Source organism: uncultured Boseongicola sp. (genome assembly GCF_937988555.1).
Classification (GTDB): domain Bacteria; phylum Pseudomonadota; class Alphaproteobacteria; order Rhodobacterales; family Rhodobacteraceae; genus Boseongicola.
The window spans coordinates 1-14,033 of sequence record NZ_CALJXO010000254.1; the positions used below are offsets into that span (position 1 = coordinate 1).

At 58.7% G+C, this 14,033-nt stretch carries 16 protein-coding genes; 5 read left to right on the top strand and 11 right to left on the bottom strand.

Annotation, left to right across the window (positions count from 1 at the left end; translation table 11 throughout):
• Positions 1–362 (bottom strand): 3-keto-5-aminohexanoate cleavage protein (locus tag Q1B15_RS15230; protein ID WP_299755091.1); only part of this gene is annotated, 362 nt, incomplete at its 3' end.
• 30 nt (positions 363–392) lie between these two features.
• Here Q1B15_RS15230 and Q1B15_RS15235 point away from each other — a divergent pair.
• Entirely contained in the window at positions 393–1,379 is a 987-nt protein-coding gene (locus Q1B15_RS15235) for a helix-turn-helix domain-containing protein (protein WP_299755094.1), read from the top strand.
• Here Q1B15_RS15235 and Q1B15_RS15240 read toward each other — a convergent pair.
• Together Q1B15_RS15240 and Q1B15_RS15245 are read right to left on the bottom strand one after the other, a co-directional pair.
• Positions 1,376–2,368, bottom strand: a complete 993-nt coding sequence (locus Q1B15_RS15240; RefSeq protein WP_299755096.1) for an NADPH:quinone reductase — start codon at positions 2,366–2,368, stop codon at positions 1,376–1,378. The two genes, Q1B15_RS15235 and Q1B15_RS15240, sit on opposite strands and share 4 nt — an antisense overlap.
• Positions 2,369–2,386: 18 nt before the next feature.
• Positions 2,387–3,082, bottom strand: a complete 696-nt coding sequence (locus Q1B15_RS15245) for an SIMPL domain-containing protein (protein ID WP_299755098.1) — start codon at positions 3,080–3,082, stop codon at positions 2,387–2,389.
• Between the two features lie 147 nt (positions 3,083–3,229).
• On the opposite strand from Q1B15_RS15245, the gene Q1B15_RS15250 reads away from it, so the two are divergent.
• Positions 3,230–5,482, top strand: coding sequence for a hypothetical protein (locus tag Q1B15_RS15250; RefSeq protein WP_299755100.1), 2,253 nt, complete (start codon positions 3,230–3,232; stop codon positions 5,480–5,482).
• A 275-nt stretch (positions 5,483–5,757) separates the two neighbouring features.
• On the opposite strand, the gene Q1B15_RS23515 is transcribed toward Q1B15_RS15250, so the two are convergent.
• Genes Q1B15_RS23515 through Q1B15_RS15260 form a run of 3 tightly spaced genes read right to left on the bottom strand, consistent with a single transcriptional unit; the run spans position 5,758 to position 7,002 of the window.
• On the bottom strand, positions 5,758–6,069 hold the full coding sequence (locus tag Q1B15_RS23515) for a DUF1697 domain-containing protein (RefSeq protein ID WP_366141734.1): 312 nt from the start codon (positions 6,067–6,069) through the stop codon (positions 5,758–5,760).
• The gene (locus Q1B15_RS15255) at positions 5,981–6,679 is read right to left on the bottom strand and encodes a VCBS repeat-containing protein (RefSeq protein ID WP_299755102.1); all 699 of its coding nucleotides are present in this window, start codon (positions 6,677–6,679) and stop codon (positions 5,981–5,983) included. The genes Q1B15_RS23515 and Q1B15_RS15255 overlap by 89 nt, the downstream gene beginning before the upstream one ends.
• Positions 6,679–7,002: a 2Fe-2S iron-sulfur cluster-binding protein gene (locus Q1B15_RS15260; protein ID WP_299755104.1), complete on the bottom strand. Its 324-nt coding sequence runs from the start codon at positions 7,000–7,002 to the stop codon at positions 6,679–6,681. Before Q1B15_RS15260 ends, Q1B15_RS15255 begins: the two co-directional genes overlap by 1 nt.
• A gap of 118 nt (positions 7,003–7,120) precedes the next feature.
• Between Q1B15_RS15260 and Q1B15_RS15265 the strand changes: the two genes are divergently transcribed.
• Positions 7,121–7,495 carry an OB-fold nucleic acid binding domain-containing protein gene (locus tag Q1B15_RS15265; protein ID WP_299755106.1) on the top strand — a complete coding sequence of 125 codons (375 nt, stop codon included), beginning with the start codon at positions 7,121–7,123 and terminating at the stop codon, positions 7,493–7,495.
• Here the strand turns inward: Q1B15_RS15265 and Q1B15_RS15270 are convergent, their stop codons facing one another.
• The 5 genes from Q1B15_RS15270 to Q1B15_RS15290 all read right to left on the bottom strand — a co-directional run bounded on the left by Q1B15_RS15270 (position 7,496) and on the right by Q1B15_RS15290 (position 11,851).
• A complete protein-coding gene (locus Q1B15_RS15270) occupies positions 7,496–7,750 on the bottom strand; it encodes a hypothetical protein (protein WP_299755108.1) in 255 nt (84 codons plus the stop codon).
• A 127-nt stretch (positions 7,751–7,877) separates the two neighbouring features.
• Positions 7,878–8,687 carry an ABC transporter permease subunit gene (locus Q1B15_RS15275; RefSeq protein WP_299755110.1) on the bottom strand — a complete coding sequence of 270 codons (810 nt, stop codon included), beginning with the start codon at positions 8,685–8,687 and terminating at the stop codon, positions 7,878–7,880.
• On the bottom strand, positions 8,684–9,571 hold the full coding sequence (locus Q1B15_RS15280) for an ABC transporter permease subunit (RefSeq protein ID WP_299755112.1): 888 nt from the start codon (positions 9,569–9,571) through the stop codon (positions 8,684–8,686). The genes Q1B15_RS15275 and Q1B15_RS15280 overlap by 4 nt, the downstream gene beginning before the upstream one ends.
• Positions 9,568–10,704 (bottom strand): ABC transporter ATP-binding protein, encoded by a 1,137-nt coding sequence (locus Q1B15_RS15285; protein ID WP_299755115.1) that lies wholly within the window; start codon positions 10,702–10,704, stop codon positions 9,568–9,570. The genes Q1B15_RS15280 and Q1B15_RS15285 overlap by 4 nt, the downstream gene beginning before the upstream one ends.
• Positions 10,705–10,765: 61 nt before the next feature.
• Entirely contained in the window at positions 10,766–11,851 is a 1,086-nt protein-coding gene (locus Q1B15_RS15290) for a polyamine ABC transporter substrate-binding protein (protein ID WP_299755117.1), read from the bottom strand.
• 120 nt (positions 11,852–11,971) lie between these two features.
• On the opposite strand from Q1B15_RS15290, the gene Q1B15_RS15295 reads away from it, so the two are divergent.
• Together Q1B15_RS15295 and Q1B15_RS15300 are read left to right on the top strand one after the other, a co-directional pair.
• Positions 11,972–12,622, top strand: a complete 651-nt coding sequence (locus Q1B15_RS15295) for a GntR family transcriptional regulator (protein WP_299755119.1) — start codon at positions 11,972–11,974, stop codon at positions 12,620–12,622.
• Positions 12,623–12,701: 79 nt separating this feature from the next.
• Positions 12,702–14,033 (top strand): aspartate aminotransferase family protein (locus Q1B15_RS15300; RefSeq protein ID WP_299755121.1); only part of this gene is annotated, 1,332 nt, incomplete at its 3' end.

Here is a 14,033-nt window from a genome sequence, read left to right on the forward strand (position 1 = left end):
ACGACGCGCTCGGTAGCGCCCGCCATATCGGTGCCGGAAGCATTCACCGGCAGCGGTGCCTCGACCGAGCCGAATGTGATGTCGCCACCCATGCCCGCCGTCAGGTTCAGCACCACATCGGTGTCGGCCTCGCGGATGCGATCCGTCACTTCGCGAAACATTTTCGGATCGCGCGACGGCGCGCCGGTTTCGGGGTCCCGCACATGACAATGCACCACTGCCGCACCTGCTTTGGCGGCTGCAATCGCGCTGTCGGCGATCTGTTTTGGGGAGCGCGGCACATGCGGGCTGCGATCCTGAGTGGCACCCGATCCGGTTACGGCACAGGTAATGAAGACCTCGCGGTTCATTTGAAGCGGCATGTCTGTCCTCCCTTTGTTGTTTGAAACTCTATGCCGATTGACGGCTACGACTTTGCTGTTTTAGTCATAACTATGCGCGAATGGACAATTCCAAACGATGAGACGGCTGAATTCACTTTCCTTTTGTTCGACCGCTTTTCAAATCAGGTGCTGGCCAATGCGCTTGAACCCCTGCGCGCGGCCAACACCTTTCTCAGCACACCCGCTTATGCGTGGAAAATCGTCACCCGCGACGGCGCGGCGGTACAAAGCTCGGCCGGCATGACTGTCGTGCCAGACAGCGCGCTTGATCCGACCGACCGCGGCGCTGCTTTGATCGTCTTGCCAAGCTATGGCTACAGGGCTTTGGCCACTGACGCGCTATCGCGGCAACTTCGCGCAGCCTCAACCCGCTATGACAAAATGATCGGGCTTGATGGAGGCGCGTGGCTTTTGGCAACGGCCGGCCTGTTGGAGGCCAAGCGCGCCACCATCCACTACGATGAGATCGAGGCTTTTTCTGAGGCTTTCCCCCAGGTTGATATCGTGCGGCAACGTTGGGTCGATGACGGCGATCGGCTGACGGCCAGCGGCGCAGTCACGGCGTTTGAATTGATGATGCACCTGATCGCGCACCGCCACGGCACCGCCCTGACTCTGCGTATAGCGGCCCTGTTTTCCGCCCCCGACGCCACCACATCCGGGCCCCTTGAGCCGCCCAGCGGGGATCGCCGCATTCGCCGCGCTTTGGCCGAAATGGAGGCGAATATTGAAATGCCCTTGCCGCTGGCCGAAATTTCGAAGCGCGCTGGATGCCGCCAACGCGATCTGGAACGTCGCTTCAATCAGGCGTTCGGCGCGCCGCCGCGCAAGGTCTACCAACGCATCCGCCTTAACGCAGCGCGCAATCTAGTTGAGGACACGACGCTGTCTTTGTCCGAGGTTGCAACACGATCCGGCTATGACAACGGCGCTGCGTTTTCGCGCGCATTCCGCGAGACGTTCGGCCTTAGCCCCCGCGCGGCGCGATTGCGTTAGACGTCGGACGCGATGCGCACCAAAGTCACGCCGATGCGCGTCCCAGCTTCGACGGATTGATGCGCCGCGACAATGTCGTCCAGATTGAACGTCTTCGCAACGACACCCTTCAATGTGCCATCCGCCAGCCATTCCGCAATGTCCGCCACGGCTTTCGCACGCGCCGCATTCGGGATTGAATAGGCCAGCACCGTGCGCAAATTAAGATTCATGAACATGAACGTATAGAACGGCAAAACCGGCTCGGGGACCGCCATCGAGCCATAGGATGCAACCGTTCCGCCTTCGGCAATTACGGCCTGCGTGATGTCTAAATTGCCGCCAAATTCTACCTCGACAATCCGATCCACGCCACCGGAGCCAGCCGCCTGCTTGATTTGATCCACCGCATCTGCATCGCGGTAGTTCACCACGTGATCCGCGCCCATCTCTTTGGCATGCAATGCTTTTTCCGAGTTGCTGACGGTCGCGATCACCTTCGCGCCACAACGCTTGGCCATCTGGATCGCCATACTGCCGACCGTCCCGGCCCCCCCTGTGACGAGCACCACCTGCCCCTCAATCGGACCGTCAGAAAACAAGCACCGATGCGCCGTAATCGCAGGGATGGCTAAAGTCGCGCCGGTCTCGAAATCAACGCCTGTTGGCAAATCCACCGCCTGCTCGGACGGCAAGGCCACCAGCTCGCCCGCCGTGCCATGCGCGCGCTTCCACGCTGCATTCCAAAGCCAAACACGCCGCCCAACCCGCGCGGGATCAACATCCGCGCCCACGGACACAATCCGCCCCGCGCCATCGCTTTGCGGCACAATATACGGGAACGCCAATGGGCCTCGCGCACCGCCCCGCGACTTCACGTCCGAGGGATGCACCGCAGATACCGCTATCCGCACCAAAACCTCGCCCGCGCCGGGCGTCGGATCAGCCAGGTCGCACACTGTTAACACCTCTGCCGCAGGTCCCGTCGATTTGTATATTGCCGCCTTCATCTTCGTTAATCCCTATCCTTAGTCTGCAATTGCGAAGACGATCGTCACGGTCGCACGGATGTCAATTTCGCCGCCTGCGATCGGCACCGCAGACCGCGCTTCCATCATCAAGCCCCGGTCAGCCGCAAACGGGGCTGGACCCGCCCCGCCTTCGGAAATCGTAAGGACCGCCCCAAGGGTCACACCAGCTGCTTCGGCCAGCACTTCAGCTTTTTCGCGCGCCACGCCAACCGCTTGCGCGCGCGCTATTTGCTCGAGATCACCGCGTTCCTGAATATCGAAATATAGCCCATTCATCGCGTTCGCGCCGTCGGCAACAATTGCATCCAGAACCGTGCCAAGCCGGTCAATGTCGAGGACCCGCACCATCAGATCGTTGGACGCTACATAGCCGGTCACACGCGGCGGGGAGCCATCGTTGCTGCGTGCGTATTGCGGCGAAAGCCCGATGTTGCGGGTCTGGATATCGCGCAGCGCAATGCCTTCCGATTCCAGGCGCGCCAATACCGCCGCCGCCCCTTCCGAGGCCTCCTGCAATGCGTCACCGGCCCGCCGCGCCTGCCGCGAGACACCGACAAACACTGTCGCCATATCTGGCGCAGCCGAAACCGTGCCTTCACCGCTGACGACGATTTCTCGTTCAGTGTCTTCCGCCAGCGCCACCTGCGGCGACACCGCAATTAACGCCACAAAAACCATCCATAAAATCCGCATCACGCACCTCCGCTCCAAAACTCAAATTCAGGCTCAGTTTGCACCCTATTTGCACCGTTTCACACCCTCGTCGGCGAATTCTCGCACAAGACAATTATCATCATTCTGGATCGTGACGCCGGGCAGGTCACATGGTATCTCTTCGACATGTCAGAGCGTTGGGGTTTTGATCTTTCAATGGAGGCGGTACGCCTCTTGCGCCACCGCTCTGGCGAGTGGCAGGAATTTGTCGTTCAAAAGCTGGAAGGCGACGATATCGAGGCGCGCCTGGCCGACCTTGTGGCACGAGTTGAAACGCCGGCATCTGTTGATATCTTCCTGCCCCGCGACCAAATTCTCTATACCGACGTCAAGGTAACCAGCGACACACCTGATGTGGCAGAGATCAATGCCGCCATGGAAGGGCGCACGCCCTATGACCTTGCCGATCTTGAAATCGACTGGGCCACCACGGCCCCCGGCACCGCGCGCGTCGCGGCAATTGCGCGTCAGACTCTGGACGAAGCCGAAGCCTTTGTGACCAAGGGTGGATTGACCGTCCGCGCGTTTTCCTCGCTGGCAACGCCGGACGATTTCCCGCGCCCTCCGGTCTTTGTCGAGCGCGCGGCAATCGCCTCCGAAGACGGATTTAGCGACGATGAACCCGCCGCCGCCGCTTTTTCTACGGGGCGCAAAACCGTGCCGCCATTGATGCTGAAAGACGCGCCAAACGTGACTGCGGTGGACGATGGCCCGGTGGTGAAGGTCGATGACCCGACGCCGGTTCTGCAACTGCCCGAAACCGAATTGCCACCGCTTAATCCGGGCACGCCATTGCCGCGTCCCACGTCCCAGCCGCGTGTTGTCACCAACGTCGGCGCGTCGGCCGCCGCAGCCCGCGCGGCCAGTCTGACCGCCACTCCATCGGTCGAAATCCGCCACCGCGACCGCGCCCTGCCGACCCCGGCACTGGCCGCAATTGCCGCCGTGTTGTCGATTGTGATTGCGATTGTCATCTGGACGATACTGCCCTCGACCCCGGAAACGTCGCTTGTGTCGCCCGAGGCGAACGAGGCGACCACGCCTGCGGACGTGCAAATTGCCGAAGTCGCACCGCCGCCAGTGGAAGACACCACACCCGAGGCATCTCCGCTTCCTTCCGATATTGCCGACGTGTCCGATACGCCCAGCGCGCCTGTCTTGCCGGAAACCGCGCCTGCGTTTGCCTGGGCCATAATCCCTGCGCCAAACGCCGCAACACCCCTCGGCACCCCAACCGACCTCCAAGCGATCACAGTCGACCCCCGGCCCGCAATCGCATGGCTGGAACCGCGCCCAGGCACATTGGACGCGATCGAAGACTATATGCCCGTGGCCTTCGTGCCCGACAGCATCACAATTCTCGACAGCCCCGGCCTTGGCACAATTGCCGCCTTCGAGCCGATCAGCAGCTCCGAAGGTGCCGCCAGCCTGATCGCTCCAGCGGACGAAGGTGCGGCCCTTCTGCCAACTGTCGAAACGGAAGCGCCTGAAGTCTATGTGGCACCCGTCGAGGAAGCCACACCGCAGGTCTCCGAAGCCACAGAGCCGAACGTCATCGCGGAAGAAACCCAGCTTGCCGCACTGGTAGCGACGGTTTCGAATACGCGCCCCGTGACTGTTACGGCGGCAGAAATCGGAGCCCCACTGGTCACACAGCCACCCGAGCCTGAACCCGAAGTCGTCGAGACAGTCGCGCCAGAAGCACTCGGCCCCGTCGAACTGATCCAAACCGAACTTGCGGCCGCCTTGCCAGACACCGCGCCGCGCCGTCGTCCCAGCGAGTTTATGACGGAAATCGAGCGTCAGAAATTTGGTGACCGCACGCGCGACGAGCTTGGCGAAATCCGCCCCGGAACGCGTCCCCAATCGGCCCAGATCGAAGCGCTTGTTGTGCGCGCGGGCAATCCGCCAAGCGATCTTGCTGTGGCAACTTCCGCCTCACCGCGCGGCAAGCCGCGTGATTTCGACGCCATCGTCGCCTCCGGTCTGATCCAGTTGCAGCGCGAACGCGAGGCCCGGACGGTTGCGACCCTCACACCAGACACCAGTGGCGCGATTGAAGCCGCTCTGGCCGACGAGGTCGCCGCACAAGAAGCTACACGCCCGCAAAACTCTCCGCGCCTTGCGATCCCGTCCAATGTTTCGGTCGCGCGTCAGGCCACCGTCGAAGAAGCCATCAGCCTGAACCGCATCAACCTTGTAGGCGTGTTCGGGCGTCCTTCGGACCGCCGTGCGCTGGTGCGATTGCCGTCAGGTCGTTACGTGAAAGTGCAGGTCGGGGACAGAGTAGACGGCGGCATCATCGCCGGTATTTCGGACTCTGCATTGCAGTACCAAAAAGGCGGGCGCACGATCTCGCTGGCGATGCCACAGGGCTAAGTCAACGCGGCCTTCGCCATCGCCACCAACCGTTTCATCAAATTCATATTGCGCGTGGTCCCCGGCGCGGCGGTTTTGATCTTAAGCCGCAAGCGTTCCATTCCGCTTTGGAAATGCCCCTTATCTCGCGCACGCCCAAAGCAAGTTGTGCCGTCACAGTGTCCAAGGCATTGCGTGGTGGAGCGGCATCCAGAAACATCAGCGCCGCCTGATTTCCGAAAGCCTCGTAGAGCGGACAGGCCCGCCACGCCGCCTCGATCTCGCCGACCTTCGGATCATGACCGGCACCAAAGCGCCCGTGAACGCCTGCATGCGGCTTCCAAAGTCGCCTTCACCGTCCTTGCGTCTAAATCTGAGAAAACACCGCGTTCCCCGCGGGCGATATAGGGGCGCGCACCAGCAAATCCGGCCTTTTCGCAAAGCTGCACAATATCGCGCATCGCCAGCTTGCCATGACCGTCGAGGATCACCGCCCGAAGCAAAGCCGCATAAGGCGCGTCACTCGCAGGCCATTGCGCGCGCGAAACTCTCCCGGCCTTCGTGTGGTGCAAGATCGTCCAGCGAGAACCGAAGCCCCTTAAACCCAAGCGCCAGAACGCGCTCCCAATTCACTGAAGCGACGATCATCTCAGGGCCCTGCCCACAATCGCGGATGCCGCCGGCAATGTCGCTTTCGCCAATCCGGTGGTTGGTCACTCCTGGAAAGCTTGCCACGAACTTCAGCTGTCCATCCTGAAACCGCAACACGCGGACCGTCTTGGCCAGGTGCGGGCGGTCGACATAGACCAGCTCGATACGCCCGTCCCCGTCGAAATCCGCGGCCCCGACACCGATGGGCGCAAGCCAGCGGTTCGGCCGGCCAATATATTCGTTCGCAGTAACCAATCCGTCCGGATCATAGATCGCCAAGCGGGCGCCGACCTTTTGGTGGCTTTCGACAACGATCACTTCGTTTTCGCCATCCCCGTCCACATCGAACAGGCGCGGTGCTGTGTCTTCAAAGACGCGCTCTTGTGGCAGAACCAAACGGACGGTGCGCCCACCTTCTGTCTCCATGACCAAAGCGCCCCATTCGATTGCGTCGCCCAACACGCCGTGGGCATAGCGCGTGGTCGGCTCATCGTAGCGCGCCTCGCGCACACCTTCGGCCATTACTGGTGCCGCAAGCACTGCGACCAGAGCGGCCAGGCGCCACATCAGATCTGCTTCTCGGGCATTTGCACGACAAGCCCGTCAAGCGCGTCCGAGACCTTCAACTGACAGGTCAGACGCGAGCGTTCGGCGCTTGGCTCGAACGCGAAATCAAGCATGTCTTCTTCCATCGCGTCCTTCGCAGGCAGCTTTTCAACCCAGTCCGCATGAATATAAACGTGGCAGGTCGAGCAGGCACAGGCACCGCCGCAATCCGCTTCAATTCCCGGAATGCCGTTATCGCGCGCGCCTTCCATGACGGTAAGCCCGTTGGGTACGTCAACGACGTGTTCTTTGCCGCCGTGCTCGATGTAAGTAATCTTGGCCATGATCGTCCTCTTAGGTGTGTCGCCGACTACCTAGCCTTGCAAAGCGTCCCTTTCCACCCTTTTTGAGCCTTGCTCACAAAGCCTTGCGCGAACACTTAAATGTTCTATCTTTGTTCTCATGGAAAATCCTGGCCCACCCACATGGCACCGACCACCGGCCTGCCTGCCCCACGACCAACTTGATCTGCCACCGGGTGGCGCACGGGTCGCGGTGGCAGGCCTTGTTTTGGTGCGCCAACGCCCCGGCACCGCCAAGGGGGTGATCTTCATCACGCTGGAAGACGAAACCGGCATTTCCAATGTGATTGTCTGGCGCAAAATGTACGAGCGCTTCCGCCGCGCAGTGATCTCGGGGCGCGCGCTGAAAGTAACGGGGCGCGTGCAGCGCGAAGGCGGCGTGACGCACGTCATCGCAGAGCACATCGAGGATATTTCCCCGATGCTCGACGACCTCACCCGACCTGCAACCGTGCACAGGCCAACCGAGCCCTGATCAGGCCTCGCCCGCCTTGTCGTCCTCGTGATCATAAAGATAAAGCGTCAGCGGCCCGTCGGTCTTTTCGGCCCAAAGCACGGCTTCACGCACGGAAATCCCGACGCGTTCCGCGTAATCAATCTCGATCCCTAAACCGGGCTTCACCTGATCCGCGTGTTCTGCTTCATTGTTCTTTGTTGCACTTTCCAAAACGGCCATCACGCGCGACCAGCGGTACTCCCGCTCGCGCAGATCAATCATATTCACTAGCATAACAACTGCTTCCCCAGCCTTACTCTAAAACGTCTTTTAACTAGCTTACCTGAAACGCGTCCCGGAAGGCTGCACCAACAGGAATTTAAATGCAATAAAAACAGGCAGGCCCGCCAATTTAGGCGCCTCAGCCCGCCTGCGCCTCTTCTTGCAATCGCCGCGTAATTTGCCGCTTGGACACGATCGACGCGGTCAAAACACCCACAGTCACAATCGCGATAATGATCGTCGACAGCGCATTTATCTCGGGGCTGACGCCCAATCGAACGGATGAGAAAATCTTGATCGGCAAGGTCGTTGACGATGGTCCGGCTGCGAAGGACGCAATCACCAGATCATCCAGAGACAACGTGAACGCCAGCAACCAGCCTGAAATCACCGCAGGCGCAATAATTGGCAACGTCACAAGGCGGAAGGCCTCAAACTTCGACGCCCCAAGGTCCAGCGCGGCCTCTTCCAGCGAGTCGTCGAAACTTATCAACCGCGACGACACAACAACCGACACATAGCACATCGAAAACGTCGTATGAGCCAATACAATCGTCAACACGCCGCGATCCATCCCGATGGCAATAAACAACAAAAGCAGCGAGAGTCCGGTGATCACTTCGGGCATCACCAGCGGTGCATAGATCATGCCGGAAAACACTGTGCGCCCGTAAAACCGCCCTCGCCGCACCAACACATACGCTGCCATCGTGCCCAGAACCGTCGCCAGTGTGGACGAGAAAAACGCCACCTTCATCGTCACCCATGCTGCATCGATCATCGCATCGTTCTGCAGCAATTCTCCGTACCACTTGGTCGAAAACCCGGCCCAGACCGTGACCAGCTTGGACTCGTTGAAGCTGTAGATCACAAGGATCAGCATCGGGATGTAAAGAAATGCGAAACCAAGCGTCAGCGAGACAACATTGAAGGCAGACAGACGCTTCATTGTTGTGCCTCCTTGTTGATCTGCTGGTTGCGCTGGAACAAAATGATCGGGATGATCAGGATCAACAGCAGGATGATCGCCACGGCACTTGCCACCGGCCAGTCACGGTTATTGAAGAACTCCTCCCACAACACTTTGCCGATCATCAGCGTGTCCGAACCGCCCAAAAGTGATGGGATTACGAACTCGCCCAGCGTCGGAATGAACACTAGGAAACACCCTGCCACCACGCCGGGCCGCGCCAGCGGCAGTGTGATCAGCCAAAACGCTTGCATCCGAGAACAGCCCAAATCCTCGGCTGCTTCCAATAGGGACGCATCCATCTTTTCCAGCGTCGCGTAGATCGGCAGGATCATGAAAGGCAGATAGGTATAAACGATGCCGATATAGACCGCCGTGTTGGTGTTAAGGATCGTTAACGGCTCCGAGATGACGCCGGTCCATAAAAGGAACTGGTTCAAAAACCCTTCCGTCGAAAGAATGCCAATCCACGCATAAACGCGGATCAGAAAGCTTGTCCAGAACGGCAGAATGACCAGCATCAACAGCGCAGGCCGCCATTCCTCCGCCGCGCGCGCCATTGCGTAAGCAATTGGAAATCCAACAAGAAGCGTCAAAAACGTCGAGATCGACGCAATCTGCAAGGACGACAGATAGGCCTTCCAATAGAGATCATCGCTGGTCAGGAAAATATAGTTCTCAAGATCAAGCGCGCTGAAAAACGCAGCGACCCCCGCCCATCCATCCGAGACTTCCAAAGTCGGCGTATAGGGTGGAATAGCTAGATCAATGTCCGAAAGCGAGATCTTCAGAACGATCCCGAACGGCACCAGAAACAGCACGAAAAGCCAAACGAAAGGAACACCAATCAGAAGCCGTTTCATCGCGCCAACACCAACCCGGCGGTGTTGCTCCAACTGAGCCAGACTTCGTCTTCCCAAGTGAAATCACGCCGCTCGATCCGGGACCGGTTGCCGATCTCGCATTTCACCACCGGCCCTTCCGGCAGCTCCACGTGATAGGTTGAAAGGTTGCCAAGATACCCGATATCGAGAATTTTTCCCTGCACCCGGTTGCGACGATCCTGTGGTTCGTCCGCCGAGATCGCAATCTTCTCAGGCCGGATTGCAAAGGTCGCGCCTTGCCCCTTGGTCAAAGCAGCCCCCGGCTGTCCGATCAGCGGTGTGCGCCCCTCGGCCCAAGCCAGTTCAGCCCCCTCGCCCAAGGCCGAAACCGTCCCCTCGATCAGGTTCACATCGCCAATGAAATCAGCAACATAAATCGAATTTGGCTGTTCATAAATCACCTCGGGCGTTTCCACCTGAATAAGCTGACCGTTGTTCATCACCGCAACGCGGCTTGCGACCGTCATCGCCTCTTCCTGATCGTGCGTCACAATCACAAAGGTCGTTCCGGTCTTCTCCTGAATGTCCATCAGCTCGAACTGCGTTTCCTGCCGCAGCTTTTTGTCCAAAGCCCCCAACGGCTCGTCCAGCAACAACAGCTTGGGAGCCTTCGCCAAAGACCGCGCCAAAGCGACCCGCTGGCGCTGACCGCCTGAAATCTGATGCGGTTTACGTTTGGCAAACTGTGAAAGCTGCACCAGCTTCAGCATCTCTTCGACCCGCGCAGCAACCCGGTCCTTGTCCAGCCCGTCACGTCGCAGCCCGAATGCAATGTTGTCCCAAACGCTTAGATGCGGAAACAGCGCATAGGACTGGAACATCATGTTCACTGCGCGCTTGTTGGGTGGCACCGACGACATGTCCTGCCCGTCGATTGAAATCACCCCGCAAGAAGGCGTCTCGAACCCTCCCAGCATCCGCATCAAAGTGGTCTTGCCACACCCCGACGGGCCCAAAAGCGCGAAGAATTCCTGCGGATAGATGTCCAGTGAAACATTGTCGATCGCGGTGAAGTCGCCAAAGCGCTTGGTCACCTGATCAATCCGGATCAGCGGGGTCGCTCCCGCATCCGTCCAAGGCGTAAACACATCGTCTTTGCCTGAAGCCGCCAAATCCGCCCCCTTAAATCAAAAACGCCCGAAGGCTGTTACCTCCGGGCGCCCAATTCTGATCTTACGTACCCGACTTCACTTTGGTCCAGAGCCGTGTAATGACACGCTGCACTTTCGGTGGGTAAGCTACAGGCGTGTAAAGCTTCTCAAGTGTTTCGTCCGACGGGTAAATCGCTGGATCCCCGATCACATCTTCTTCCAGAAAAGGCTGCGATGCTTTGTTGCCGTTGGCATAGTAAACATAGTTCGACGCCGCGGCCATGTTCTGAGCATCCATAATGAAGTTCAGGAACATGTGGGCTGCCTCCGGGTTTGGCGCATCAACTGGAATTGCCATTTGGTCAAACCACATCAACGCACCTTCCTTCGGCGCATTATAGGCAATCTCGACACCGTTCTCGGCCTCATCAGCGCGGTCGCGCGCCTGCAGAATATCACCGGACCATCCAAAGGCGACGCAGATATCACCGTTGGCCAGCGCGTTGATGTATTCCGAGCTGTGGAATTTCAGGATATGTGGACGAACCGCCAAAAGCACATCGCCGGCTTTGTTGATATGGTCTACGTCGAATGTGTTCGGGTCTTCGCCGATATAAGTCAGAGCCGCTGGAATAACCTCGGTTGGCGCGTCCAGCATATAGACGCCGCATTGCGCCAGCTTTTCTATATTAGCCGGATTAAAGATCAACTCCAGCGAGTCGATCGGGGCGTCTTCCCCCAGAATCTCGGTCACTTTAGCAACGTTAACACCGATACCCGTGGTGCCCCACATATAGTTAACCGAATAGGCATTGTCGGGGTCATACTGCTCGGTGCGGTCTTTGATCAGGTCCCACAGGTTCGCCGAATTTGGCAGCTGGTCAAAATCAAGCGCCTGAAAAGCACCGGCTGAAATCTGACGCTGCAGAAAATCGCCCGTCGGCACGACAACGTCATAGCCCGATCCGCCCGCAAGCATTTTCGTTTCCAAAACCTCGTTGGAATCGAAGACATCATAGATCAGCTCGATTCCGGTTTCGGCTTCAAACTTTTCAAGCAGGGCCTCGTCGATATAATCCGACCAGTTATAAACACGCACTTCATCCGCGACAGCGGCGCTCGCACAAAGCGCGATCACGGCCGTCATTGTAGCTAATTTGATTTTCACTTTACTCTCCCATTGGCACTTGCGCATATATTTGATCAAATAGTGACACATAAACAAGCTAATTCAAGGGAACGCCATTTTGAGAGGCCGCCCCGACAAAACTGACCAGGGACTGCCGGAATGGACAAAAGCGTCGCGAAACGCCCCGAGCATCAGGCAGTCTATCACCAGATTCGAGCTATGATCTTGTTCGGAGTTCTGCTCCCGGGGCAAGCGGTTACCATCCAGGGCCTCGTCGATTTGATCGGCGGTGGGATGACCCCCGTGCGCGAGGCAATCCGACGTCTTTCCGCCGAGGGAGCCTTAGAAATCGGGGGAAATCGCCGTGTTACGGTGCCAATCATGACGCGCAGAACGCTCGACGAGATAGGTTTTGCGCGTCTGGCAATCGAGCCACGGCTTGCCGAGCTGGCGGCGCGGCGCATGTCAGACAAATGCCTGAGCGACCTTGTTGCTTTGGATCAGGAGATCGACCGCGCCATCGCGTCTGGCAACGTCGAACGCTATCTCGAGTATAATTACCGCTTCCATTTCAGTCTTTATGAACAGGCCGATGCCCCCGTATTAAGCAAGTTGTCACAATCTCTATGGCTTCAAAGCGGGCCTGCACTGCGAATCGTTTGTGGTCGATTTGGCACAGCGAACTTGCCCGACAAGCACGACGAGGCCCTTACCGCCCTGCGCGAGGGCGATCCGGCACGCGCCGCACAGGCCATCGGCGACGACATTCGCCAAGGCATCGGACAGGTTCGATTGACGCTTTCCGATTAGAGCTGTCGCATCGCGGATTGACCGCGCATAAAATTTGATCATATCTCTATGTCAAACGCCCGTTCGCTGGAGGCCTCCCATGCCCGTCATCACCAACCACATGCCCACTGCCGACCTTCAGGCCCTTGATGCTGCGCATCACATACACCCGTTTTCCACACAGGGAGAGTTTGCCGAACAGGGCGCGCGCGTCATCAAGCGCGGCAAGGGCGTCTACCTTTATGACAGTGAGGGCGTGCAAATCCTTGATGCGATGGCGGGCCTTTGGTGCGTGAATATCGGCTATGGCCGCGGCGAGCTTGCCGATGTTGCCGCACGTCAAATGCGTGAGCTGCCCTTCTACAACACATTCTTCAAAACCACCCACGTTCCGGCCATCGCGCTCGCGACGAAACTGGCCGAACTGGCCCCCGGCGATCTTAACCATGTTTTCTTCGCCAGCGGCGGCTCGGACGCCAACGACACCAATATCCGCGTCGTGCGTCGCTATTGGGAGATGAAGGGCAAGCCCGAGAAAACCATCATCATAAGCCGCAAGAACGCCTACCACGGCTCGACAATGGGCAGCGCCTCGCTTGGCGGGATGGCGGCGATGCACGCCCAAGGCGGGTTGCCCATCCCCGATATTCATCACATCAACCAACCAGACTGGTGGGCCGAAGGCGGTCAAATGTCACCCGAAGACTTCGGCCTCGCCCGCGCTCGGGAATTAGAGCAAGCCATTGATGAACTTGGTGAAGACCGCGTTGCCGCCTTTATCGCCGAACCTATTCAGGGTGCCGGTGGCGTGATTGTTCCGCCTGATACCTATTGGCCCGAGATCAAGCGCATCTGCGAAGAGCGCGACATTCTTTTCATCGCTGACGAAGTCATTTGCGGCTTTGGACGCACCGGAAACTGGTTCGGCAGCCAGACCATCGGCGTCCAGCCCGACATTATGACGATCGCCAAAGGCCTGTCGTCCGGCTATCAGCCTATCGGCGGTTCGATCCTGTCAAACGAGATTGCGGATACCATTGGCCAAGACGAATTTAACCATGGTTACACTTATTCCGGCCACCCGGTCGCCTGCGCCGTCGCGCTTGAAAACCTGCGGATCATCGAAGAGGAAAATCTCATCGACCACGTTCGCGACACCGCCGCCCCCTACATGCGCAAAAAATGGGAAGCCCTGACAGAGCACCCGCTTGTGGGCGAAGCCAAGATCGTCGGCCTCATGGGCTCGATCGCGCTGACACCTGATAAGTCCAGCCGCGCAGCCTTCGCTGGCGGGCCTGGAACCGCGGGTCTTATCTGTCGCGAACGCTGTTTTGCCAACAATCTGGTGATGCGCCATGTGGGCGACCGTATGATCATCTGCCCACCGCTTCCGATCACGACAGACGAGATTGACCTGTTGGCGGAACGTGCG